Here is a 23,718-nt window from a genome sequence, read left to right on the forward strand (position 1 = left end):
GATCTAACCAGCTTCGAGCGGTACGTCTGGTTTCCTTCGTCAGCGCCGGGAGACGCGGATTCGCATCCCGGCCGGCCGGGCGATCGCGCTTCTACCCCTCGGCGTCCTGCGGGTACCAGCGCAGTTCGACGGTGTTGCCGTCGGGGTCCCGCACGTAGATCGAGGTCGCGCTGCCGCGCGCGCCGAACCGGCCCACGGGCCCCTCGATGACGGTGAAGACACCGGACTCGACGACCTCCTGCCAGTCCAGCGGTTCCACGACCAGGCAGATATGGTCGACGTTCGACTCGTTCCGAGGGCGGCGGACCAGATCGACGATGGTTTCCGGAGTGACCCTCACCGAGGGGAATCCGACGTCACCGGCCCGCCACTCCGCGACCCGTACCGGCTCCAGCCCGAGAAGCCCGCAGTAGAACCCCAGCGCGCGCTCGACGTCCTCGACGTTGAGCACCAGGTGATCGAAGGCTTTCACCCGCATGCCCGTCACCTCGTTTCCAGGTCGCAGGCCTGACGCGGCCGGTCGGCGAGAGGCCGTGGCGGGCCGTCGGGCCCCGTCGGACGGTCGACGGTGTCCGTGGTGGTGCCGAGCATGTGATCACTCCGTGTGTCGTCGAGGTCGGGGACCGGTCCCGGGATTCTTGCCGTGTGACCGGATGACGCTCTCCACGATGCTCCGTGCGACGGCGGCCACCAAGCCGTGAGGTGGCTACGATTGTTGACGCAGATTCAACGATGGAGAGGCACATGCTCGAACGCCACGAGATCGAGACCTTCCTTACGCTGGCCGAGGAACTGCACTTCGGTCGTACGGCCGATCGTCTGAGGGTGACGACCGGGCGGATCAGTCACGTGATCAAAAAGCTTGAGCGTCGCATCGGGGCTCCGCTGTTCGAGCGCACCAGCCGCGTCGTGCGTCTCACCTCGATCGGTCGACGACTGGCCGACGACCTGGCGCCGCTGGCGTCCCAGATGGACGAGGCGATCCGCCGGGCCGTCGACGCCGGCCGCGGCGTCACCGGAAGCCTTCGGGTGGCCTTCCTCGGCGAGTGGACCGCGCCGACGCTGCTCAAGGCAGTCGCCCTGTTCAACGAACGCCACCCCGACTGCGAGGTCAGCGTCCACGAGGTGCAGCTGTTCAACTCACGAACGAGCCTGCTCGACGGCTCCATCGACGTCCTCTTCGCCGCGCGTCCCTTCGACCGCATGGCCTGCGGGCCGACCCTGCTGACGGAGAGCCGCTCACTGGCCGTGGCCGCCGGGCATCCGCTGGCCCGTGAGAAGTCGGTGTCCCTCGAAGTTCTCGCCGACCACCCCGTGGTGCAGTACCCGGAGGTCACGTCGGTGGAGTTCAAACGCGACCGCACACCCGAGCACACCCCTTCGGGTCGACCCGTCCCGAAGGGGCCGACGGGCAATACGTTCTCCGAGATGTTGTCCTTTGTCGCGATGGGCAAGGGCGTTCTCCCGGTGGGCGAGCACAGCCGGCAGTACTACCCCCGCCCCGATGTCGCATATGTGCCGATCCATGACGCGCCACCGGTCGAACGGGGACTGGTCTGGCTGGAGACCAACACGACCGCTCGGATCCACGAATTCGTGCGGGCCGCGACAGACGCCTGCCTCCGGAGCGCGGCGCCGTCCGCGTCGTGATCGGTCGCCGCCCGCTCCACCACCGGAGACGAGTGGCCGCCTCAACCCGTCCAGGTGATCTGACGGACCTGCGGGCAGGCGGCTGTGACGTTGGTCACGGCGCGAGCCGTGGGCGGCGACCTTCGCGGCGGCGCCGGAGCCGACGAGTTCGTCCGGATCTCCGCCGCGGTCGGCGACGGTCCGCTCGGCGCTCCTCGCGGTCCGATGCGCGGTGTGGAAGGCGTCGAGGCCGCCCGGCCGGAGCCGGAAGGCGCGCCTGTCCGGTAATGCGGTGGATCACAGACGCGGTGATCATCTGTGTTCCACCGCCCTGGACACCCGGACCGCCACCCCGGTGACAGGCGTCGGGCGAAGGGCCGCCCCGGCATAATCCGCTGGTGGGAGGCGTATACACGTAGGTTTGTATCGCCTTTCGGAAGGTTGCCCATGAACGATCGATCGTTCCGTTTCGGGGCCAGTCTCCTCAGTGCCGGACCTTCCCGATCGACCTGGCGCGCGCGGGTCCAGGAGGTCGAGGATCTGGGGTACGACGTCCTGCAGGTGCCCGACCACCTCGGCATGATGGCGCCGTTCCCGGCGCTGGTGGCCGCGGCCGATGTGACCGGCATCCGGCTGGGGACGTACGTGCTCAACGCCGGCGTATCGAGCCCGGCCTACCTCGCCCGGGAGGTGGCCGACACCTACCGGCTCACCGACGGCCGGCTTGAGCTCGGTCTGGGCGCCGGTTACGTGCCGGAGGAGTTCGCGGCGGCGGGCCTGTCGTTCGGCACGCCGGGGTCGCGTCTGCGCAGGCTCGAAGAGGTCCTCACCGGGGTTCGGGAGCTGCTGGCGGCCGAGGCCGACGCTCCGCGACCGCCGATCATGCTGGCCGGTTCGGGCGACCGCATCCTCTCGCTGGCGGCCCGCAACGCCGATATCGTCAGTTTCCCGATCACGGCCGGCTTCGGCGCGGGTACCCCGGAGCAGGCGTTGGCGGCCCGCGTCCAGCGGGTCCGGGAGGCAGCCGGCGAGCGAATCACCGACATCGAGCTGAACCTCTTCGTGGCCGGCGTCGGCCGCCAGGTGACCGACATCGATCTCTCGGTGATCAGTGCGGCCACGGGCATGTCACCCGAGCAACTGGCCGACCTGCCCGGCGTCCTGGTCGGCTCGCCGCAGCGGATCGCCGACGATCTGCTGCGTTACCGCGAGGAGTTCGGCATCGGGTACATCAGTGTCCTGGAGCCTCACATGAGGACGTTCGCCGAGGTCATTCCGCTGCTGCGGTGATCGCGGGCATTCGTTCGGGCGCGCCACGCTACGGGCCGACGATCCGGTCCGCGGCGGACGGGTGCCCCTGCTCCACGGATGAACGGCCGGCCCGTGAGGCGGTGTGTTCGAGGATCGGCTCGGCGATCCGGCGGGGCAGTCCCGGAGAGAAGAACCCGTGCCCCATTCCGGGGATCGTCCGCAGACGCGCGTTCGGGATCTGAGCCGCGACGGCCCGACCGTGCGGCAACGGGCGGAGAGGGTCTTCGGTGCCGTGGACGACCAGCGTCGGCGCCGTGATCGAGGAGAGCGGGACCAGCCGGTCTTCGGTCATCCGCCGGGAGGCCAGATCGTGGTTGGTGGCCGCGGCGGGGTCGGCGGCCTGGTCGTGGGCGGTCTCCACGAACCGCCGTGCGGCCTGCTCGTCGAAGGGGAGGACGTCGCCGTTCAGCACCCGCCAGGTCTCCACGTTCGCGGCGACGTGCTCGTCACGCGTCGTCGGCGGCGTGGTCGCTCGCCGGACGAGGTGGTGCAGGAACTCCGGCGTGGGTGGCGGCAGATCGCCGGGATCCGGTTCCTGTCCCGCCATGGCACGCGCCCACGCGGGCCCGGCGCTCTGGCCCATCGGGCCCGACATGATCGCAGTCAGGGTCAGCACGCGCTCCGGCCGGTGAGCCGCCAGCCACTGCCCGATCGCTCCGCCGAGGGACGCGCCCACGACATGCGCGGCGGCGATGCCGAGCCCGTCCAGCACCGCGACGGCATCGGCCGCCATGTCCGCCAGCGTGTAGGGACGCGTGGCGAACGTCACGCACGTGGATCGCCCGGTGTCTCGATGGTCGAAGCGGATCACTTGCCGCCCGGCTCCGACGAGCGTCTCCACCATGTCGTCGGGCCATCCGGCACCCGGCGCGGAGGTGCCCATGATGAGCAGCACCGCGGGGTCGCCGGAATCACCGAATCGTTCCGTCCACAGCCGCAGATCGCCGGAGGCGACGTATTTTCCGTCGGTCATGTCTTTAATGTAAAGACGATTAGGCCATTGATGCAAATATGCGAATATCTGCAATTCATGCTATAATACATTTATAAGAATGGCATTTTAATCGCGAGCGGCGAGCCGCTCTGATTTCACCTCGGAGTGCGGACGACCACCGCCGTGATCACGCAGGCGTCACCCCGGCCCGCGCGATCAGATGGGCAGGGTCGCGGTCAGCGGTGCGCCGATCTGGATGTCGAAGTACCCCGAAAGACCGTCTCGGCCGACAGCGCCCCGGTGCGCGTCGATGATCAGAATCGTCCCGGCCACGATGCCGGTGAAGCCGGTTCCGGACCGCCGCGACTGTTCGATGCGCTCGGTGATCGGGCCGCGAACCGCCTCGGTGAGAAAGGTGAGGCCGTGCGGGAACTCCTCGCCGAGCGGATGACGTTGCCGCCCCGCCTCGATCTGGCTGCCGATGCCGAACCAGGCCGAAACGATCTGATCACCGCGGAGGGAGACCCGGAAGTCGCCGTTCGACTGAGGGCGGTCGCAGTTCTGCTGGGGCGGATAGAAGCAGTCGTAACCACCGGCCCGAAGATCGTCCACCGCCGAGCTCATCGTGGTCGCGTAGTGCTCGGCGCCGAACGGCCAGCGCCGCACGGAGCCGTCCCGGGCGGCGACGACCAGCCCGTTGATCATGGAATAGTCGTAGTCCGCGTGCGCGTCCCGCCATGTGGCATGGGGGACCCCGTCGTCCTGTCGCACCGTCCGGTCCCGGAGGTCGTCCTCGAAGTCGTCGATCTCCTGTCGCGCGCGATCACCGGCGTCGGACCAGATCGCGGCCAGCGCCGGCGCCGCGGCGGCGACGGCCTGATCGTCCGTCTCGGGGTCCGCCGACCGTTCGGTGGGAGGGGGGAACCACGCCCAGGCGAGGCGGTTGTCGTGGTCGAGCAGGAACTGCGCCACCTGCGAATGGACGGTGTCCGCCTGGTCACGGTGACCGATCCGGCACCACAGGGCGCGGCCGTCCGCATTGGCCCGGACCTGCGCGCAGAACCAGCCGGCCTCCTCCAGGGGCCGGGTGACGGCCCCTGCCGCGCCGCCGGCCGGAACGGGTCCGGCTTGGGAGTCCTCACCCGCCGCGGCGTGGTCGTAGACGCCGGCGGGCGGCAGCGACGGCGGCTCGGCCGATCGGGTGCAGCCCGTCAGCGCGAGCGGGCCGAGGATCATGATCATTGAGGCGATCGCGATCGCGCGAACGGCCGGTCCGCATCGGCGTGCGGCCAGGGAGAACGGACGGGACACGGATTCATCGAAGCCGCTGGACCGGCGATTCTGCAACTTCGATCACCAGTCGCGGGTTCGCGGTGACGTCGAGACGATCGGCGGACGGTACCCGTCCAGGAGCCGAGGACACCCCGTGAGCCGCCTGCGCGCTCACCAGCCGGTGGCGAGGAGAAGACCACCGCCGGCCGCCTCGACCCAGAAGTAGAGCCAGGAAGGGTAGAACGCCGAGGGCCGCTCGACGAGGTGCGCCGTCAGCCGCCCGAGGGCCATGCCCAGTAGCGCCACGGCGACGGCCACCACGGCGCCGCGCCGAATTCCGCCGACATCGGCGAGCGCCAGGGCCAGCAGTACGGCGATGCCCACCCCGAACCCCCCGTACACGGCACGTATCTCCGCCCGAGCTTCGGCGGAGCCCGCGATCATCCCGAACGGCCTGATCAGCGCGGCCGGCACGAGGAGTCCGTACAGGCCCATCGCCAGGAAGAAGACCATCATGACGATGACGACCGCGGTGGCCATAAGCTCGCTCCTCGTGTCGTGAAAGAGTCGTTCGCCGGAGATGATGCCGCTGTGAGCCGGTCTCACCGATCCAGGTGTCCGGTCAGGAGACGGAGCAGGGCCTCAGGATCTTCGATATGCGGATCGTGCCCCGTCGGCAGGGACGCTTCCCGCACCAGGGACGACTCTCGCACACTCGCGTCAAGCCGCCGCCGTGTCCAGACGCAATAGGCGCTCCAGGCGGGGACGAGATGCTCCGGGAACACGCCTGCGAAGGCCATCGCGTCGCCGCTGACGACCAGGAGCGGACAACGCGCGGCACGATAGGCGGCGAACAGGTCGAGGGCGTCTATCTCACGCATGATGTGGAGGAACGACTCGGGGAGCCCCCGCCCCATCTCGGCCAGGAACGAACCCATCTCCCGGCAGGCACGTTCCGCCGAGTCCTCGTCCAGGCCGAAGAACTGGTCAGGCCGCGTCGGGTTGCCGTGCCCGTCGAGGTTGACCGCGAGGGGGCACTCCGGGTGCTCCCCGGCCCACAGGGCGGCGACCATTCCCCCGAGGGAATGCCCGACGATCACAGGCCGGCGGAGTTCGTACTCCGTGACGACGGCGGCGACGTCCGCGAGCGCCTCTCGCCACGACCACGGCGCCTGGCCGGATTCGCCGTGGCCACGGAGATCCATGGACACCGGGCGGAACCCGTCGTCGACGAGAAGCCCCGCGAAGACCTCCCAGTCCTCGCGGGTCCGCCCGCCGCCGTGCAGGAGGAGAACGTCCCTGCCGTGTCCGCCGTGGTCTTCCGCCACGATCGGCACATCACCGGCCATGAGCTTCCTGATCGCTCCCACGTCGTCCGCGCCTCTCGTCCTCGTCCCTCGCATGCCGCCCTTCGTAACACCCCGGCGCGGGCGGTCGCCACGGCTTTTCCGACGGCCGGCCCCCGCCTACGACCGCTGCTCGGTCAACTCCGTCCGCCCCGGGCCCTCGGCGTGCTCGGCGCCCTCCTGCCGGTCATCGGCACGGTCATCGTGACGTCGTTCCTTCTCCACGGGCCCGCCGTCGTGGCCGTCCTGCCGCCCATGCGCGGCGGAGGAGACGAAGTTCCGGCCGAAGGGGCGCCAGGCCACGACCGTGAGCACGGCCATCACCACCGCCGACACCCAGAACGGGCCCGTGATGCCCAGCCAGCGGGCGATGGATCCGCCGACCAGGGCGCCCAGCGCGGAGCCGCCGACGACGAGCATCATGTACACGCTCTGGACACGGCCGCGCAGCTCGTCGGGCACACTCCGCTGGCGCAGCGTGACGCTGACCGCGCCCAGGATCGAGCCGTGGACGCCGAAGGCGATCAGGACCGGTCCGGCGACCCACACCGTGGTGGCGAGCGCCAGCCCGACGTGCGTCAGCGTCTCGATGATCAGGCCGATCCGCAGCAGCAGCGAGTCGGAGAACCGTGCCTGGAGGCGAGGGGCGATCATCACCCCGATCAGCGAGCCGACCGCGGACACCGTGATGAGGATGCCGTAGCCGTACTCGTTGAGTCCGAGCCGCTCACGGCTGTAGAGCACGAGGATCGAGAAGCCGGCGAAGAGCGTGATGTTCATCAGGAACAGCGAGATGGCGAGCATCCGGATCGCGGAGTGGTGCCAGAGCCAGCGCATGCCCTCGCCGATGTCGGCGCGTACCGACCGCCGCCCGGCCGGAACGACCTGCCGTACCCCGCGCAGGGTGGAGATCAGCACGGCCGCCAGCACGAACGACACGGCGTTGATCCCGAACGGCAGCGCCGCCGCCACCACGAACAGGGCGGCGCCCACGGGCGGCGCGGCGAACTGGTTGACCACGAGGAAGACGGTCTGCATGCGCGCGTTGGCGCGCGGGAGATCCTCCGACTTCACCACCATCGGCACCAGCGTCCCCGAGGCGTTGTCGCCCAGGGTCTCGCACGTGCCGAGCAGGAACCCGGCGGCGTAGATGATCGGGATCGTCGCCATGTCCTGCCATACCGCCAGTGTCAGCGCGCCCACGATCAGGCCGCGGAGCACGTTGATCACCACGATCAGCCGCCGGCGGTCGAGGCGATCCACGAAGACGCCGCTGACCAGCGAGAACAACAACCAGGGCACCTGCTGGACGAACACGGCCAAGCCGACCAGCACCGGATCGTCGGTGAGCGAGGCGACGAGCAACGGCGCGGCGGCCGCCGCTATGCCGTCGCCGATGTTGGAGACGGCGGTGGCCGCCCACAACGTGTTGAAGTTCCTGCCCAGCCCGGCCATCTTCCGCACTCCTGTCGCTGAGAACGCCCGGCAGAACGGCCGTCGCGCCGACGTCGAGGGTCTGTTCCCAGGGGAGGGGAGAGCCTCGACGCCAGGTGATGCTCAGGTCGGCGGCGTCGAACACCGGCCGAGAGCCGAGATCATCCTCGCAGAGTGCGCATACCGGGAAAACCGCGACGCCGCCGTACCCGGGCAGGTGGCCTGGGGACCGGCCCCGGGCGGCGGCGATCCGAGTCGTCGCCGCACCACACGCCCGCCGTACCCCGGGCGACGTCACGGCCGCTCACGGATCCGCCGGGCCGGCACGAAGCCGGCCCGGCGGAGAGCGCAGGTATGAGTGACCCGCGCGTGCGGGGAATGGGACGGGTCAGTTATCGGCGTTCTGGGCGGCCCGTTCGGCGGTCTGGCGGATCTGTTCGATCTGCGCCTCGGTGACGTTGAGGTTGCCGAATGTCTTGACCGCCTGGTAGTAGGTCCAGGCGAGGCTGTTGCAGCTGGCCTTGGGAATGGCGGAATATCCCGCGCAGATCTGCTTCATATCGAAGTAGAACGCGTCGTCGATACGTGGCTTGTTCGCCGGGAACTGGCCCACCACCTTGTAGTTGCGGTAGCCGAAGTCGTGACGCCGGCACGGCATTCTGAAGTCGAATCCGAGTGGCTGGTCGGGGCTGGTCGAGCAGAGGTCGGTCGACCAGTCGAAGGCGTAGTCCGCCCAGCCGGCCTGGTTCTGCCAGGCGGAGCGCCAACTGTTGGCGCTGGCTGTCGTGGGCTGGCTGAAACCGGAAAGTGCGGCCAGCTTTTGCTCCGGCGTCACCGCGTAGGCAGGAAGCGTTAATCCGAGTAATGTCGTGAGGGAGAGGGCGACGGTTATGAGGGCGCGTTTAACCATGGGGGGATCCGCCTTTGACTGGGATTACCTCACGGCAGGGTTCTGCCACCGCCTAACAATGAAACGAAACATCCTGGAAAGCCGGAACGGATCTTCGCAAAGATCGGCATGAGTGCTTGTCGACAATCACCGTTTACAGGGATTACCGAATCCTGTAATATCGCCTTCCGAAAAGTCGAGCCATAAAGGCGCGCGCCCTGCTCACGGTGGCCCCGGAAAGCCGATGGGTTCCTCCGCCCGCGAAAAGGCGCCCCCTCCCCCGCGCACCGCCCGCCTGCCCGCCGCCGGTCACGGCCGTTCGGGCTTGCGGGCCAGCAGGCAGACCTGCTGCCTCTTCTGTCCCTCGCGGGGCTCCTCCAGCAGTCGCGCGGTGACGACGAACCCGGCCTCGGTGAGCAGTTCGGCGATGCGGTCGGGCGGCAGCAGGTAGGACTCGTAGGACACCGGGTGGCCGTACCCCTGCTGCGGACGCAGGTGCTCATCTCCGACGTGAGTCCCCAGCAACAGGTAGCCGCCCGGCGCCAGCGTCCGGTGGAACTCGGCGTACACCACCGGCAGTTGCTCCCACGGGATGTGGTGGGTCGACCACCAGGCGAGGACTCCGCCCAGTTCGCCGTCCTTGAGATCCAGCGCGGTCATCGAACCCTCGCCGAACCGCAGGCCCGGGTGCCTGCGCCGGGCCACCTCGACCATCCCGGGCGAAAGGTCGACGCCGAACGCCGGCACTCCCAGCGCGTCCAGGTGCGCCGTCACATGGCCGGGCCCGCAGCCGATGTCGGCGACCGGCCCACCCCCGGCGGCCTGTACGAGTTCGGCGAACGCGGCCAGCATCGCGCGGCTCAGCGGCATGCTCGCAAGCGCGGTTCCGTAGCGTTCCGCGTAGTCGACGGCGACGGTGTCGTAGGACATCCGGATGGCGTTCAGGTAGGGGAGCTCGGTCATGCGGATCACCGTAGCCCGTCGCTCTCGTCGTCTCCTCCCCGTTCCGGGTACGGCCGACCTGCGGGCGGACCCGCCCTCGATAGGATGCGCCGAGGTCAGGCAGACGTGGGAGCGGGGAGGCGGCGCGATGTCCAAGGTCATCGACAAGGTGGCGTGGGTGCGCCTGGAAGACGGCAGGATCCTCAGCACGCGCTCGCGGGGCAAGGACGTCTACTACATTCCCGGCGGCAAGCGGGAGACCGGAGAGAGCGACGCCGAGACGCTGGCACGGGAGGTCGAGGAGGAGCTCACCGTGGCGATCCTGCCGGAGACCGTCGCCCGTCTCGGCACCTACGAGGCTCAGGCCCACGGTCATCCGGAGGGCCTGCTGGTCCGCATGACCTGCTACACCGGCGACTATCGCGGCACGCTCACCCCGAGCAGCGAGATCGAAGAGGTCCGCTGGCTGTCCTACGCCGACCGCGACCGGGTGTCCCCGGTGGATCAGCTGATCTTCGACGACCTCAGGGCATCGGACCTCCTGGCCTGACCCCTCGGCCGGACCTCGGCGTCCCCGGTGGAAGTGCCTGCGTGGCCCTACGCGGGCTTCGGCAGCCCCGCGATGATCATTTTTGCCAGCAGTTCGTAGCTGTCGTCCAGGTCGAAGGGGAGCCCGAAGCCACCCGCGGCCTCCAGGACGGCGAAGCCGTGGACGGCCGCGCGCAGGCACCTCGTCGCGTGGATGGCGTCCGCCCCTTCCAGCCCGTACGCGCGAAGCGTGGCGAGCACGATGTCGACCAGCCGCCCGCCCACCGCGGTCAGATCGGCCCAGTCGGGGTCGAGGGTGCCCACGAGGACCAGCGCGGGGACGCGGAGGTTCGGGAGCTGGGCGCCCGCGTCGGTCGGGGCGGACGTGCCCATCCTGCTGACCACGGCCATCCGGCCCGGCCGGCGCAGCGCCCTCTCCAGCGCGGCCATGGACTCGTCGTAGTCGGCGGGCTTGGCCCCGGGGTAGGCGTGGTCGAGGTAGCGCATCCACAGCCCCACGCTGCGCAGCATCCCGGTGACCATGAGCAGGGCGATGCCCTTGCGGTGCCGGCCGTTGCGCAGCAGGCCGCCCAGGTCCGGCTTCTGGGCCCGGGTGAACGGGGCGATCTCGACGATGGCGCTGACCAGCTCCGGATCCAGCGCCGCCGCGATGGTGGCCGCGCCTCCGGCGAAGGAGTGACCGACGACGACCGCCGGCCCGCCCAGGAGGCGGATCGCCCCGGCGGGGATCGTCGTGAGCGAGGATGGACTCATGGACACTCGGGAAGCGGCGGAACGGTTCGCCCAGACGTGGGAGCGCGGCTGGACGGCGCACGACGTGGATCTGCTCGGCGCCCTCTACGCCGGCGGCTGCACACATCGCTCGATGCCGTTCCGGCCCGTCCATCAGGGCCGGACGGGGCTGCTGGACTACATTCGATGGTCGTTCGTCAGCGAACGCGCCACCGACGTGCGCTTCGGAAGCCCGATCGTCGACGGCGACCGGGCGTTCGTGGAGTACCGCGCCTTCCTCGTCGAGAACGAAGGGGACAAGCCGGTCACCCTCGCCGGGTGCGCGGCCGTACGGTTCGACGAGGACGGGCTGGTCGTCGAGGCCCGCGACTACTGGCACATCGCCGACGGCCATCACGAGCCGGAGGGCGACCTCTTCCTGTGAGCCGCCGGTCTCCGCGGCGGCCGGGTCCGGTCGCTCGACGGGTGCCGGGGACGCCCCTCACGACCGGGCCGTCGGGTCGGCGAGGATTCACCGCGCCCGGATGAGAGCCCGGATGAGAGCTCGGATGAGAGAACGTTAACGTTCGTCTCACCGAGCCCTCACCGCCGGTCGAAATCCTTCGTATGGCCGGGCAGACAGCCCGAGCCGAAGCTGACGGAGGGTGCGACATGAACAAGATCAAGCTGACGCTGGCCGGAGCCGTCCTCGGTACCGTCTTCGGCGGGCTGACCGTGGCCACCCCGGCGTTCGCGGACGAGCGTTCCTGCCGGGGCACCATCCGCGCCGTGACCGTCGACGACATCCGCGTGCCGAAGGGCGCGAGTTGCACCCTCGTCGGCACCAGAGTGAAGGGCAACGTCAAGGTGGAGCGGAATGCCACCCTGACGGCCCGCAAGGTGAACGTCGACGGCAACGTCCAGGCCGAGGGCGCCCGTGCCGTGTCGGTGACCGGCGGCTCGACGGTGCGCGGCAGCGTCCAGGTGAAGCAGGGCAACGCCGCCACGGTGACCTCGTCGCGGATCAACGGTGACATCCAGCTTGACGCCAACCGCCGCTACCTGCGGGTCAACGACAACCGGGTCGGCGGCAACATCCAGGTGGTCGGCAACCGCGGCGGCGCGCAGATCCACCGCAACGCGGTCAAGGGCGACCTGCAGTGCAAGGAGAACCGCTCGAAGCCGACCGGTGGAAAGAACTCCGTCGGCGGCGACAAGGAAGACCAGTGCCGCCGCTTCTAGATCCGCGCGACCGGTCACGCCAGGGCGGCGGCGACCTGGCGGCGGAGCAGGGCCTCGTGACCGGGGTCGGTGCACAACGTCACGGTCAGCCCGGTGCCGGCGGCGTCCGCCAGAACGGACAGCAGGGCGGTGAACTGCTCGGGGGGCTCCGCGCCGAGCAGTTCCTCGGCGTGCTCCACGATCAGGGCGACGTTCCCGGCGCGGGTCACGTCGCGCAGGGAGTCGGCGAGTGCGTCCCAGTTGCGGCCGAAGTAGCCGGGCAGGCGCAGAACCCGCGCCACCTCCTCGAAGAAGGCGGCGCGGGTCTTGCACGCGCGTCCGTCGACGACCGCCGGCGCGGGACTGGTGGACACCGCCAGCCATTGCGGCAGCGGACGTGCGGCGGATGTCATGGGAGTCCTTAGAGCCTGTAGAAGTCGGTGTAGTGGTTCGGCGAGAACCAGGTCACGCCGGTGCTGCGGTTGACGACGATCCGGTACGCGTCACGCGCGGCACCCCGCGTCCGGGGGTACACGTCGTACTCGTAGTAGGTCCCGCCGCTGGGAAGCTGACCCTCGCGGTTCTGGAAGCGCCCTCCGGTGTAGTTGTACTTGCCTCCGGACCAGGTGTACCAGCCGGCGCTGGTGGGGTAACCCTTGGAAGACCAGGTCGCCTTGGCCGAGCGCGCGTCGGCGCACCGTGAGATGGTGCAGGAGTTGATGACCGACGCGTCGGCGGGGGTGATGCCGACGACGCCGGTCAGGGAGACGATGGCGGCGAGCATGACGATGAGCCGTGCCGGCCAGAAGGGGCGGGGGCGTTGCAGGGTGTGCACGAAGCCTCCATGCGAGGGGTGTGAGTGACAGACACCCGTCAGGATCCTCGCCCGAACGCGGTCAGGTAAAGGCAAAGATCACCAAAGGTACGGTGAACTTTTCGCGACACCTGACCGGCGCCGCGACGGGGACACCGTGCCGGACCCCGCGTTGTCAGGGAGTCCGCCGCCCCTATCCCCGGCGCCGAATCCATGAGATCTATGGAGGTGGAGGTTCTGTCATGCGCGCGTACTCATCTGGCGTCTCCGGCATCGCTCTCCTGGGCGAGACGATCGGCGAGAACCTGGAGCGGACCGTGGCCCGCTTCGGAGACCGGGAGGCGCTCGTCGACGTGGCCACCGGCCGCCGCTGGACCTATGCCCGGCTCGACGCGGACGTCGACCGGCTCGCGCTCGGCCTGCTGGGCCGCGGCGTCGCGAAGGGCGACCGGGTCGGCATCTGGGCGCCCAACTGCGCCGAATGGGTGCTCGTGCAGTACGCCACCGCCAAGATCGGCGCGATTCTCGTCAATGTGAATCCGGCGTACCGCGGCCACGAACTGAAGTACGTCCTCGACCAGTCCGGCGTGCGGCTGCTCGTCAGCGCGGTGCGACACCGGACGAACGACTACCGCGCGACCCTTGAGGAGATCGGGTTCGGCGACGTCGTCTACATCGGCGAACCGAGCTGGGACGCCCTGTTCGCCGAAGGGGACACCGCTCCCGTCCGCGAGCGCATGGCGGACCTCGCGTTCGACGATCCCATCAACATCCAGTACACGTCGGGCACCACGGGATTTCCCAAGGGCGCGACGCTCTCGCACCACAACATCCTCAACAACGGCTACTTCGTCGGCGAGCTGATCCACTACGACGAGACCGACCGCGTCTGCGTCCCGGTGCCCTTCTACCACTGCTTCGGCATGGTGATGGGCAATCTCGGCGCGACGTCACACGGGTCGTGCATCGTGATCCCGGCTCCCGGTTTCGACCCCGAGGCGACACTGCGGGCCGTGGAGCGGGAACGCTGCACCTCCCTGTACGGCGTCCCCACGATGTTCATCGCCGAACTCGGTCTCGGCGGGTTCGGCGAGTTCGACCTGTCGAGCCTGCGCACCGGCATCATGGCGGGCTCCCCCTGCCCCGTGGAGATCATGAAGCGGGTCGTCACGGAGATGAACATGACCGAGGTCGCCATCTGCTACGGCATGACGGAGACCTCGCCGGTCTCCACGATGACCCGGTCCGACGACAGCCTGGCCCGCCGTACGGAGACGGTGGGCACGGCCATGCCGCACGTCGAGATCAAGATCGTCGATCCCGCGACGGGCCTGACGGTGAGACGCGGGGAGTCCGGGGAGCTGTGCACCAGGGGATACTCCGTGATGCTGGGCTACTGGAACGCGGCCGACCAGACGGCGGAGGCCGTCGACGCCGCCCGCTGGATGCACACCGGCGACCTCGCCACCATGGACGCCGACGGATACGTGAACGTCGTCGGAAGAATCAAAGACATGATCATCCGTGGCGGCGAGAACGTCTACCCGCGAGAGATCGAGGAGTTCCTCTACGGCCACCCGGACATCGCCGACGTCCAGGTGATCGGCGTGCCGGACGAGAGGTACGGCGAGGAGCTCATGGCATGGATCGTGATGCGGCCCGGAACCCGGCCCCTGACCGCCGAGGCCGTACGGGAGTTCTGCGACGGAAGGCTCGCGCACTACAAGATCCCGCGCTACGTCCATCTGGTCGAGGGATTCCCGATGACGGTGACCGGGAAGATCCGCAAGGTCGAGATGCGCGAGAGCGCCGTCGACGTCCTCGGTCTGCGCTCCGCCGCGGAGATCCGGAACGCCTGATCGGGTCCGGACGGCGACCGGACGCCGGAAGCCCCTGCGCAGCGGCGATTCGAGGGTAAGTCCGTTTGTTTTCGATCAGCCCGACCGCCGTTCATGTTGCGTTCAGCGCGCTCTTCGAGACTGACCCGCCGGCACCCTCTTGAAGTGACGTACGGAAGGCTTCATCGTGAAAGACAAAAATATCGAGGATCCCGAGCGCTCGACGGTCTCGCGGCGCCAGTTGGTCAAGTACGCCGGTCTCGGAGCGACGCTGGTCGCCGCGAGCCCGATGGTGACCGGCACTCCGGCGTGGGCGGACGACGACGACCGTCAGCACGGGAAGCCCAGCGACTCCCGCGGCCGCGTGTGGCGCGCCGGCGACCACCACGTGCACTCGGAGTACAGCGGCTCGTTCGACACGAAGACGAACCCGCCGAAGTTCACCAAGGGCGGCGACGCCGTCTACCCGATCGTCACCAACGCGATCATGGCCAAGTACTTCGGCCTCACCTGGGCGATGTGCACCGACCACGGCGGCCCGACGCACTCGAAGGTCAACCTTGAGCAGGCCTACCCCGACCTCCTGCGCTCGCGCGTGATGGTGCCCGAGGTACTGCAGTTCTGGGGAATGGAGTTCGACGCCCCGGCGCTGGACCACCACACGCTGATGATCCCTCACCACGCGGACGAGGCGCAGCAGCTGTTCGAGCTGGAGAGCCGGTTCGCCAAGCTCGACCCCTTCCCCGCCGACCCCGGCCGCGACACCGAGGCCAAGATGGTCGAGTTCCTGAAGGCCGCGAGGGGCATGCCCCGGCAGCCGCTGGTGATCGCTCACCACGCCTCCCGCTCGGCGACCGGCCTCGGCGTCTACGGGCAGGACACTCCCCGTGAGTTCCGTAACGGCAACAACGCCGCCCCGGAGATCTACGTCGGCTTCGAGGGCGCTCCCGGTCACCAGGCGGCCCCGCTCAACGGCGGCGCGCGCGGGTCGTACGGCAGCCACCCGACCTACGGCGGCTTCGACCAGATGACGGCCCGCGTCGGCGGCCTGTGGGACTCGCTGCTCGGCGAGGGCCGCCGCTGGTGGATCACCGCCACCTCGGACTCGCACGTGCACTGGACGCGCGGTGGCTCCGACTTCTGGCCGGGCGAGTACAGCAAGACCCACGTGCTGGCCAGGCAGGACTACGCCGACATCATGGACGGCCTTCGCAACGGGCGCATCTGGGTCGGCACCGGTGACCTGATCACCAGCCTCGACCTCACGCTGAGCAACCAGGGCAGTGACGCGGCCATGGGCGAGACCCTCACCGTGAACCGCCGCAACCGCACCGACGTCGACATCGAGATCAAGTTCCGGCCGCTGGACGGCAAGAACGGCAACGACGAGCGTCCGGAGGTCAGGCGTGTCGACCTGATCGTCGGCAAGGTCACCGGCGTCAGCTCCAACCTCGACGCCGACACCAACCCCACCACGAAGGTCGTGGCCCGCTTCGGCCCCCGCGACTGGCGCAAGCAGGGCAAGGACTACGTCATCCGCTACACCCTGCGCGACGTGGACGGCGACCTCTACGCTCGCGTGCGCGGCACGAGCACCGATGAGGCCGAGCCCCTCGCCGACGGCAAGGAGAGCCCCTGGGACGACCTGTGGTTCTACTCCAACCCCGTTTTCGTCGAGCTTCGCTAGTCCTCCGACCGGTCGGCCTCCCTCCCCGCGAGGGGGGCCGCCCGGTCATCGCGTCCGGTTCGATGTCCGGTTCGATCGGAGCCGCGCCCGCGGCGCGACCCGGCCGCCCCCGTTCCCTCCACGACGGCCGACCGGGAAGTACGATCGGGAGATGATCGATAAGACCGAAACCGTACCTGGGTGGCTCGCTCCTGAAGAACTGGAGTCGGTACGGGGGCGGATGCCGATCCTCTACGTCGACGCCGTGCCGGTGCGCGTCGACGACACCGGCGTGGTGACCCACGTCGGCCTGCTGCTGCGCATCGCATCGGACGGGACGGTCAGCCGGGCCCTGGTCTCCGGGCGGGTCCTTCACCACGAGCGTGTCCGCGACGCGCTGCTGCGCCACCTGGAGAAAGACCTCGGTCCCGTGGCGCTGCCCCATATCCCGGCCTCCCCGCAGCCGTTCACCGTCGCCGAGTACTTCCCGACGCCGGGCGTCACGCCGTACCACGATCCGCGCCAGCACGCCGTGTCCCTGGCCTACGTCGTCCCGGTGGCCGGTGACTGCCGCCCCCGCCAGGACGCCCTCGACCTCGTCTGGTTCACGCCGGAGGAGGCCTCCTCTCCGCTGGTGCAGCAGGAGATGCCCGGCGGGCAGGGAGTCCTGCTGAAGCAGGCCCTCGCACACGTCGGCCGCCTTTCCTGAACGGCCGGCGGCCCGGCGGACGGCCGAGCGCCTCGGCGGTCGTCCGGCCCCGTCGACGCGGGACGAGTACCGCAGCAGTCTCGTCAATGGTGTGAAATAGCCCGATGACGATGGACGTTGCGGAGACGACCAGGGTTCGGCGACGTGCCCGATCCCGTCTGCCGGAGGTGATTCCGGCGGTGGCGGCGACCCTGATCGGCCTCTGGAGCATCACCACGCCCTCGTTCTGGCGGGACGAGTCGGTCAGCGTGATGGCCGCCTCGATGCCCCTCGGTGACCTGTGGAACCTGCTCGACAGCATCGACCGGGTGCACGCGCTCTACTATCTCCTGCTCCGGCCGATCGCCGCGATCTCGACCGGCGAACTGGCCATGCGCCTGCCCTCGGTCGTCGCCACAGCCGTCGCCGCGTACGGCATCGCGCTCCTGGGCGGGAAACTCGCCACCCCGAGGGTGGGCCTTCTCGCCGGGTTGTTCTACGCCACGCTGCCGATGGTGAGCCGGTACGCCCAGGAGGTCCGCAGCTACGCCATCGTGACGGCGGTGGCCGTACTGACCACATGCGTGCTGGTCGAGGCGGCGCGGCGATCGAGCCTCCGGTGGTACCTGGGCTACGCGGCCGGCCTGGTGCTGCTCGGCTGGTTCCACGTCTACGCCCTGCTCCTGGTCGTCGCGCACGTGGTGACGGTGCTCCTGTGGCGCCGCCGTGACGTCGCGCCGACGGCGCCGCCCCGCCCGGAGATCGCGAGGTTCGCCGGCGCGCTGGTCGTGGCCGGGGCCGGAATCGCCCCGCTCGCGCTCCTCACGGCCGGGCAGCGCGAGGCCCAGCTGTCGTGGTTGACGTCGCCGGGGCTCTCCGACGTCTCCACGTTCGGACAGGAGCTCGCGGGCAACGCGTGGGTGGCTTTGCCCATGGTCGCCCTCATGATCTTCGGGGCGTTCGCGGGCGGGCGGCTGACCAGGGTCGCGCTGCCCTGGGCGCTGCTGCCGTTCGTGTCCATGGTCGTCTCGCAGATCTATCCGGTCTACAGCCCGAGGTACGTGCTCTTCGCCGTCCCCGCCATGGCGCTGCTCGCGGGGGCGGGCCTGAACGCCCTGCGGCCCCGGGCGCTCCCCTGGGCCGGGCTGGTCCTCATCGCGGCGCTGACCGTCCCGGCGCACCTGACGATCCGCGAGCCGAACACCCGGCCCGACGATCTGCGCGGCATGGCGGCCGCCCTGCTGGCCAAGGAGCACCCCGGAGACGCCGTGCTCTACGTGGGCGCGCACTGGCGCCTGTTCGCCGCCGTGTACGAGGACGCGTACCGGAACCTGCGCGATCTCACCTACGCTCCCGGTCAGACCACGCCGAGAACCGGGGCGCAGCTCAGGGCCGCCCTGGACGGCGTCGAGCGCGTCTGGGTGGTCACCGGCGGCAGAAAACACCAGAACAGCGCCTTCGTGGAGGACGACGAGCGCTACCTGGCCCTCATGGGTGACCGCGATTTCACCCTGAGGTCCACCGACGACTTCGGGTATTCGTGGATCGGCCTCTACGTCCGCACGCCGGTCGGCGACGAGAGCGACGCGTCGAACTGAGACACCTTCAAGGGCGAGGATCGCCCGGCCGCCGCCTGTTCCATGCCCGCCCCGGTAGGACCGGACCCGCCCCGATGGGAGTAACCTGCCCGCCATGCGTATCGCGGTTATCTCCGATCTTCACGGCAACCTCCCGGCTCTGGAGGCTGTGCTCGCCGACATCGCGGAACGCGGTGCCGACGTGGTGGTCAACCTCGGCGACATGGTCTCCGGCGGCCTGGCCCCCGGGGCGACGGCCGACCGGCTGATGGAGCTCGGCCAGGTCAGCGTGCGCGGCAACCACGAACGCCAGGTCCTTCAGAACCCCTACGAGCGGATGTCCAGGTCGGACCGGCTCGCCCACGACCAGCTCACCGAAGCCCACCGTGCCTGGTTCGCCTCCCTGCCGCTGACCGCCGAGATCGTGCCCGGCGTGCTGGCCTTCCACGGCAGTCCGTACGACGACCTCGTCTACCTGCTCGACACCGTCGAGCAGGACGGCGCCAGGCCCGCCACCGAGGAGGAGGTCACGGCGAGGCTCGGCGAGTACGCGACGTGGCCGCTTCTCCTCTGCGGCCACACCCACCTGCAGCGGCGGGTACGGCTCAGCACGGGGGCGCTCGTCGTCAATCCCGGGAGCGCGGGCTGGCCCGCTTACGACGATGACCAGCCGTACCCGCACGTCATGGAGTCGGGCACCCCGCACGCCCGCTACGCGATCGTCGACGATGCGAGCGGACGCTGGGAGGCCGAGCTCCTGGCCGTGAATTACGACTGGGAGGCCGCGGCGATGCTGGCCGAGAGCAACGGCCGTCCGGACGTCGCCGGGCAGCTGCGCACCGGCCTGGCCCGTTAGAGAGCTCCCGCCGCCGGTGAAAGGCCGGGCCGGCCGCGGCGATGAAGGGCCGCGAGCGCGAGGCGCCGGTGTCCAAGGGCCGGGCGGGGTGAGAGCCGGACGACAACCGGCTCGCGCGACCGGAGCGGGTGCCGGGCGAAGGGCCGACGGCCCGCGGGTCGCCGGACCCGTGGGCGGCCGACGAGCCGAGGTGATTCCGGGTCGTGCGTCGGAACGCACGGGGACCGCGTAATCCAAGAAATGTGGCTAGCATTATTGGCATGCCTGAGCCAGTCACGCTTCCCAATGGCCAAAACCTGAGTTGTGACACGTGCGAAAATCAGCTCTTCGATTCATTCCAGTGGAAGCTTCAGACCACGGGGATGACATTCTTCAACCTTGACTGGGCCAATCGCAGTGCGACCTGCTTTGTATGCGCCTCGTGCCGTCGCATTCACTGGTTCCATTTGTAAACCGGGGTCGTCGGCACGCCTGCCGGCACCGCCGTATCGGTCACCCGGCATTCGGCCGTTCTCCCACCGGGGGCGTTTCCCCGCCCGGTCCGGAGAACCTCAGGGACGCGCCTCCCAGTCGGCCTTGGTCAGCGCGTACTCGACCTCTCCGTGTTCGGAACCCTCGATGGCGTCCGGCCAGTCCTGATGGAAGGTGCGCACCAGCGTCAGGCCGCACTTCTCCATCACCCGCCGGGAACCGAGGTTGACGGCCATCGTCTCCGCGAACACCCGCTCCACGCCCAGTTCGGTGAAGCCCTTGCCGATCAGCGCACGCGACCCCTCGGTGGCGTAGCCCCTGCCCCAGGCGGACGCGCGCAACCGGTAGCCGAGCTCGATCTCGCCGTCCTTCGGCTCCTCCAGCCGTGGCCGGAAGTGGAACCAGCCCAGGAACCGGCCGGTGGATTTCTCCACCGCCGCCCAGAAGCCGAACCCCTTGAACCGGCTGTAGTACCCGAGGAACGCCGGCAGGACCCTGTCTCGGATCTCTTCGCGGGGGGTGGCCCTGCCTCCGTTGAGGAAACGCATGACCGCGGGGTCAGCGTCGAGCTCGACCAGATCGTCCTCGTCGGCCTCGGTGAAGCGGCGCAGCGTCAGACGCCCGGTCTCAAGGAAGATCGTCATGTGCCGCAACGTATCGAATCCGCCGATCGGCCGGCCACCGTATAAACCGCGCCACCGCACCGCGCCACCACACCGGGCACCCTCGCACAGAGCACCCTCACACCGGGCACCCTCACACCGGGCACCCTCACACCGGGCCCGCCGCCACCCGGCCCTCCGTTCACCGCACCTCGCCGACGTCCGATCCGCGGCCGGCCGTTCCCCGGGGCATCAGCAAGAACACCCTTGGAGCCAGACGGTCCATATCCCCGCCCCTGCCGAACACCAGGCCGGCGGCGAAGTCGACGAACTGCTTGGCCTCGCCGTTCGGCATCTTGGTGAGGTCCATCACCACGGGGACCCCCGTACGGAAGTAGTGCCCGACGTAGAGCGCCTCGTTGTAGGTCTGAGGACAGAGTGTCTTGAACACCGCACCAGTCTCCCCGCTCAGCGCCGGCAGTTCCATCTCATTGACGTGCCCAGCGCGTTGTCCCGGTTCCGGGCCTCTCCCCGGCGGTGGCCGACGTCGCCGGTTCATGTGCGGACGGTGGCAGCCACGTCAGATGTTCCCGGATCCGCTGGGGCACCCGCGGCTCTCCGCCGACGACCGTTTACCCTCTGCCGATGACCGTCACGATCGCGTGGCGGATCGCTCGTAAGGAGCATTCGATGAGCATGCACGGCAGTGCGGTCGGCGACGGACCGATCCGGGTGGTGGTCGCCGACGACCAGGAACTGATCCGCGGCGGCTTCGCGATGATCCTCGACGCCCAGCCGGACATCCAGGTGGTCGCCGAGGCGGACGACGGGCACACCGCCGTCGCGGCCGTACGCGAACATCAGCCCGACGTCCTCCTCCTCGACATCCGCATGCCGCGTATGAACGGCATCGAGGCGGCGACCGTGGTGTGCGCGGAGACCACGTGCCGGGTGCTCATGCTCACCACGTTCGACCAGGACGACTACGTCTACGACGCCCTGCACGCGGGGGCCAGCGGCTTCCTGCTCAAGGACGTGCGCCGCGCCGACCTCGTGCACGCCGTACAGGTGGTCGCCGCAGGGGAGTCGCTGCTCTCGCCCTCGATCACCCGGCGCCTGATCAGCGACATGGTGAGCAAAGGGCCACGGCGACAACCCGCGCCCACCGGACTGGACGTACTCACCGTCCGGGAGAAGGAGACGCTGGAGCTGCTCGGCCGCGGGCTCTCCAACGCGGAGATCGCCGCACACCTCGTCGTCAGCGAGCACACCGTGAAGACCCACGTGAGCAACGTGCTGTCCAAACTCGGCCTGCGCGACCGCGTCCAGGCCGTGATCCGCTCCTACGAGTCCGGTCTCATCCTTCCCGGAGAGTGAGTCCCTCCCGCATGGCTCTCGGCGACGCCCGTCCCCATGTCCTCCGGCGCGTGAGAGCCGGCCGGAGGATTCGGCCGTCGCGCCGACTCCGCGGCGGTCGCGATCAGACGGACGGCGTGCGCGCGGCTGGGCCCCGGTCCGCGGTGCCCGGCATCCGGCGGAGCAGACTCCCCTGCGCGTGCGTGATGCCCCTGACGACCCAGGGAGTCGCGAAGACGATCGCCACCGGAAGCACCAGCAGGGCATAAAGCGTTCTTCGCCATGTGTCGGCCGTGAACGGCATCCGCCACCAGGAAACCCTCGGCGATTTCGAGGGCAGGCGGGGATATAAGGAGTCCGGATCAATGGCGGACACGTCATCTCCTTCGCCCCGATCACCGATTCGGCCCGGCACCGCCCACGACGCAAGGTCCGACAAGTCGCGCAGCGCCTTTGAACGACGTTCTTTTGAATCCATGTCCTTTCATCGGCGCGTGGCGGATTCGTTCGAATCGCTTCGCACCGGCGTCCGCCGCCCGGATTTCATGACGACGGTCATGCCCTTACGCCCCCCACACCGGCGGTGAGGTGGGCGGGGGCCACCGGTAACATTCCGCTCGCCTGGCCGATCCGGAACCGGTCCACAAGCAAGGAGCGCCTCGTGCGAGACATCACCGTGTTCAGCGGTAGTGCCCACCCCGAACTGGCCGCCGAAATCTGCTCTCACCTCGAAACGCCGCTCCATCCGGTCCGGGTCAAGCGTTTCGCGAACGACTGCCTGGAGGTGCAGCTACAGGCCAACTGCCGGGAACGGGACGTGTTTCTCATCCAGCCCCTTGTTCCGCCGGTTCAGGAGAACCTCGTCGAGCTGCTCCTCATGCTGGACGCCGCCAGGGGGGCCTCGGCGGCCAGGACGACCGTGGTGATGCCCCACTACGCCTACGCCCGATCGGACAAGAAGGACGCCCCGCGCATCTCCATCGGGGGGCGCCTGGTCGCCGATCTCCTGGTGGCCGCCGGAGCCGGCCGGGTGCTGACCATGACCCTGCACTCGCCCCAGGTGCACGGTTTCTTCAGCGTCCCGGTCGACCATCTGCACGCCCTGCGCGAGCTGGCCTCGCACTTCCGTCAGTACGACCTCTCCAATACCGTCATCGTCTCCCCCGACCTGGGAAACGCCAAGGAGGCCGCGGCCTTCGCCCGCCTCCTGGGAGTCGACGTCGCCATGGGCGCCAAGCAGCGGCTCAGCGACGACCGCGTCACCATCAGCTCGATCATCGGTGACGTCGCGGGCAAGGACGTCATCGTCCTGGACGACGAGATCGCCAAGGGCACGACGGTCATCGAGCTTCTCGACCGCCTCCGCGAACGCAAGGTCAACTCGGTACGCATCGCCTGCACCCATGGCCTCTTCACCGACGGAGCCATCGATCGCCTCGGTGACCAGCCCGATGTCGAGGAGATCGTCTGCACCAATACGGTGCCCCTGCCCGAGGCCAAGCCCGGCTCCAAGCTTCGCATCCTGTCGATCGCCCCCGCGCTGGCCGAGGCCATGCGCCGCATCCACGACGGCGAATCGGTCAGTGCTCTGTTTGACACCCCCTGACCCATG

Annotated in this window: 27 protein-coding genes; 13 read left to right on the forward strand and 14 right to left on the reverse strand. The window is 69.2% G+C overall.

Annotated features, from left to right (window positions below):
• Positions 1 to 91: 91 nt before the first annotated feature.
• Complete coding sequence (locus J2853_RS30595; RefSeq protein WP_307563992.1) at positions 92 to 478, reverse strand: VOC family protein; 387 nt, start codon at positions 476 to 478, stop codon at positions 92 to 94.
• A gap of 266 nt (positions 479 to 744) precedes the next feature.
• Between J2853_RS30595 and J2853_RS30600 the strand changes: the two genes are divergently transcribed.
• The 3 genes from J2853_RS30600 (at position 745) to J2853_RS30610 (ending at position 2,919) form a co-directional block, all read left to right on the forward strand.
• Complete coding sequence (locus tag J2853_RS30600; RefSeq protein ID WP_307563994.1) at positions 745 to 1,650, forward strand: LysR family transcriptional regulator; 906 nt, start codon at positions 745 to 747, stop codon at positions 1,648 to 1,650.
• Positions 1,651 to 1,734: 84 nt separating this feature from the next.
• A complete protein-coding gene (locus J2853_RS30605; protein WP_307563996.1) occupies positions 1,735 to 1,917 on the forward strand; it encodes a hypothetical protein in 183 nt (60 codons plus the stop codon).
• A 159-nt stretch (positions 1,918 to 2,076) separates the two neighbouring features.
• The gene (locus J2853_RS30610) at positions 2,077 to 2,919 is read left to right on the forward strand and encodes a TIGR03621 family F420-dependent LLM class oxidoreductase (protein ID WP_307563998.1); all 843 of its coding nucleotides are present in this window, start codon (positions 2,077 to 2,079) and stop codon (positions 2,917 to 2,919) included.
• 28 nt (positions 2,920 to 2,947) lie between these two features.
• Here J2853_RS30610 and J2853_RS30615 read toward each other — a convergent pair whose 3' ends face one another.
• The 7 genes from J2853_RS30615 to J2853_RS30645 all read right to left on the reverse strand — a co-directional run bounded on the left by J2853_RS30615 (position 2,948) and on the right by J2853_RS30645 (position 9,778).
• Entirely contained in the window at positions 2,948 to 3,913 is a 966-nt protein-coding gene (locus tag J2853_RS30615; protein WP_307563999.1) for an alpha/beta fold hydrolase, read from the reverse strand.
• Positions 3,914 to 4,090: 177 nt separating this feature from the next.
• The gene (locus tag J2853_RS30620; protein WP_307564001.1) at positions 4,091 to 5,185 is read right to left on the reverse strand and encodes a hypothetical protein; all 1,095 of its coding nucleotides are present in this window, start codon (positions 5,183 to 5,185) and stop codon (positions 4,091 to 4,093) included.
• A 132-nt stretch (positions 5,186 to 5,317) separates the two neighbouring features.
• On the reverse strand, positions 5,318 to 5,686 hold the full coding sequence (locus tag J2853_RS30625) for a DUF4345 family protein (RefSeq protein ID WP_307564002.1): 369 nt from the start codon (positions 5,684 to 5,686) through the stop codon (positions 5,318 to 5,320).
• A 62-nt stretch (positions 5,687 to 5,748) separates the two neighbouring features.
• Entirely contained in the window at positions 5,749 to 6,516 is a 768-nt protein-coding gene (locus J2853_RS30630; RefSeq protein ID WP_307564004.1) for an alpha/beta fold hydrolase, read from the reverse strand.
• Between the two features lie 96 nt (positions 6,517 to 6,612).
• Positions 6,613 to 7,947 (reverse strand): MFS transporter, encoded by a 1,335-nt coding sequence (locus J2853_RS30635; protein ID WP_307564006.1) that lies wholly within the window; start codon positions 7,945 to 7,947, stop codon positions 6,613 to 6,615.
• A gap of 367 nt (positions 7,948 to 8,314) precedes the next feature.
• Entirely contained in the window at positions 8,315 to 8,836 is a 522-nt protein-coding gene (locus tag J2853_RS30640; protein ID WP_307564007.1) for a phospholipase, read from the reverse strand.
• 288 nt (positions 8,837 to 9,124) lie between these two features.
• Positions 9,125 to 9,778: a class I SAM-dependent DNA methyltransferase gene (locus J2853_RS30645; protein WP_307564009.1), complete on the reverse strand. Its 654-nt coding sequence runs from the start codon at positions 9,776 to 9,778 to the stop codon at positions 9,125 to 9,127.
• On the opposite strand from J2853_RS30645, the gene J2853_RS30650 reads away from it, so the two are divergent.
• On the forward strand, positions 9,777 to 10,307 hold the full coding sequence (locus J2853_RS30650) for an NUDIX hydrolase (protein ID WP_307564011.1): 531 nt from the start codon (positions 9,777 to 9,779) through the stop codon (positions 10,305 to 10,307). The genes J2853_RS30645 and J2853_RS30650 overlap by 2 nt on opposite strands.
• Before the next feature lie 47 nt (positions 10,308 to 10,354).
• Here the strand turns inward: J2853_RS30650 and J2853_RS30655 are convergent, their stop codons facing one another.
• A complete protein-coding gene (locus J2853_RS30655; protein WP_307564013.1) occupies positions 10,355 to 11,059 on the reverse strand; it encodes a TetR-like C-terminal domain-containing protein in 705 nt (234 codons plus the stop codon).
• Between J2853_RS30655 and J2853_RS30660 the strand changes: the two genes are divergently transcribed.
• Positions 11,058 to 11,462 (forward strand): nuclear transport factor 2 family protein, encoded by a 405-nt coding sequence (locus J2853_RS30660; RefSeq protein WP_307564014.1) that lies wholly within the window; start codon positions 11,058 to 11,060, stop codon positions 11,460 to 11,462. The two genes, J2853_RS30655 and J2853_RS30660, sit on opposite strands and share 2 nt — an antisense overlap.
• A gap of 227 nt (positions 11,463 to 11,689) precedes the next feature.
• Complete coding sequence (locus tag J2853_RS30665) at positions 11,690 to 12,259, forward strand: hypothetical protein (RefSeq protein WP_307564016.1); 570 nt, start codon at positions 11,690 to 11,692, stop codon at positions 12,257 to 12,259.
• A gap of 14 nt (positions 12,260 to 12,273) precedes the next feature.
• Here J2853_RS30665 and J2853_RS30670 read toward each other — a convergent pair whose 3' ends face one another.
• Both J2853_RS30670 and J2853_RS30675 read right to left on the reverse strand, forming a co-directional pair.
• Entirely contained in the window at positions 12,274 to 12,651 is a 378-nt protein-coding gene (locus J2853_RS30670) for a barstar family protein (protein WP_307564018.1), read from the reverse strand.
• Positions 12,652 to 12,659: 8 nt separating this feature from the next.
• Entirely contained in the window at positions 12,660 to 13,073 is a 414-nt protein-coding gene (locus tag J2853_RS30675; RefSeq protein WP_307564019.1) for a ribonuclease domain-containing protein, read from the reverse strand.
• Between the two features lie 221 nt (positions 13,074 to 13,294).
• Between J2853_RS30675 and J2853_RS30680 the strand changes: the two genes are divergently transcribed.
• From J2853_RS30680 to J2853_RS30700, 5 genes are all read left to right on the forward strand, one after another.
• Positions 13,295 to 14,911: an AMP-binding protein gene (locus J2853_RS30680; protein ID WP_307564021.1), complete on the forward strand. Its 1,617-nt coding sequence runs from the start codon at positions 13,295 to 13,297 to the stop codon at positions 14,909 to 14,911.
• Positions 14,912 to 15,077: 166 nt separating this feature from the next.
• Positions 15,078 to 16,577: a CehA/McbA family metallohydrolase domain-containing protein gene (locus J2853_RS30685; RefSeq protein WP_307564023.1), complete on the forward strand. Its 1,500-nt coding sequence runs from the start codon at positions 15,078 to 15,080 to the stop codon at positions 16,575 to 16,577.
• 151 nt (positions 16,578 to 16,728) lie between these two features.
• Entirely contained in the window at positions 16,729 to 17,265 is a 537-nt protein-coding gene (locus tag J2853_RS30690) for an NUDIX hydrolase family protein (RefSeq protein ID WP_307564025.1), read from the forward strand.
• A 104-nt stretch (positions 17,266 to 17,369) separates the two neighbouring features.
• The gene (locus tag J2853_RS30695; RefSeq protein ID WP_307564027.1) at positions 17,370 to 18,842 is read left to right on the forward strand and encodes a glycosyltransferase family 39 protein; all 1,473 of its coding nucleotides are present in this window, start codon (positions 17,370 to 17,372) and stop codon (positions 18,840 to 18,842) included.
• 94 nt (positions 18,843 to 18,936) lie between these two features.
• Positions 18,937 to 19,677 (forward strand): metallophosphoesterase family protein, encoded by a 741-nt coding sequence (locus J2853_RS30700; RefSeq protein ID WP_307564028.1) that lies wholly within the window; start codon positions 18,937 to 18,939, stop codon positions 19,675 to 19,677.
• Positions 19,678 to 20,228: 551 nt separating this feature from the next.
• On the opposite strand, the gene J2853_RS30705 is transcribed toward J2853_RS30700, so the two are convergent.
• Entirely contained in the window at positions 20,229 to 20,792 is a 564-nt protein-coding gene (locus J2853_RS30705; RefSeq protein WP_307564030.1) for a GNAT family N-acetyltransferase, read from the reverse strand.
• Between the two features lie 160 nt (positions 20,793 to 20,952).
• Complete coding sequence (locus tag J2853_RS30710) at positions 20,953 to 21,201, reverse strand: cell division protein SepF (protein WP_307564032.1); 249 nt, start codon at positions 21,199 to 21,201, stop codon at positions 20,953 to 20,955.
• 245 nt (positions 21,202 to 21,446) lie between these two features.
• On the opposite strand from J2853_RS30710, the gene J2853_RS30715 reads away from it, so the two are divergent.
• Positions 21,447 to 22,127 carry a response regulator gene (locus J2853_RS30715; RefSeq protein WP_307568883.1) on the forward strand — a complete coding sequence of 227 codons (681 nt, stop codon included), beginning with the start codon at positions 21,447 to 21,449 and terminating at the stop codon, positions 22,125 to 22,127.
• 103 nt (positions 22,128 to 22,230) lie between these two features.
• Here the strand turns inward: J2853_RS30715 and J2853_RS30720 are convergent, their stop codons facing one another.
• Positions 22,231 to 22,584 carry a hypothetical protein gene (locus tag J2853_RS30720; RefSeq protein ID WP_307564033.1) on the reverse strand — a complete coding sequence of 118 codons (354 nt, stop codon included), beginning with the start codon at positions 22,582 to 22,584 and terminating at the stop codon, positions 22,231 to 22,233.
• A gap of 183 nt (positions 22,585 to 22,767) precedes the next feature.
• Between J2853_RS30720 and J2853_RS30725 the strand changes: the two genes are divergently transcribed.
• Positions 22,768 to 23,712, forward strand: coding sequence for a ribose-phosphate diphosphokinase (locus J2853_RS30725; RefSeq protein WP_307564035.1), 945 nt, complete (start codon positions 22,768 to 22,770; stop codon positions 23,710 to 23,712).
• Positions 23,713 to 23,718: the final 6 nt, after the last annotated feature.

It is taken from the genome of Streptosporangium lutulentum, assembly GCF_030811455.1.
In the GTDB taxonomy this organism is placed as follows: Bacteria; Actinomycetota; Actinomycetes; order Streptosporangiales; family Streptosporangiaceae; genus Streptosporangium; species Streptosporangium lutulentum.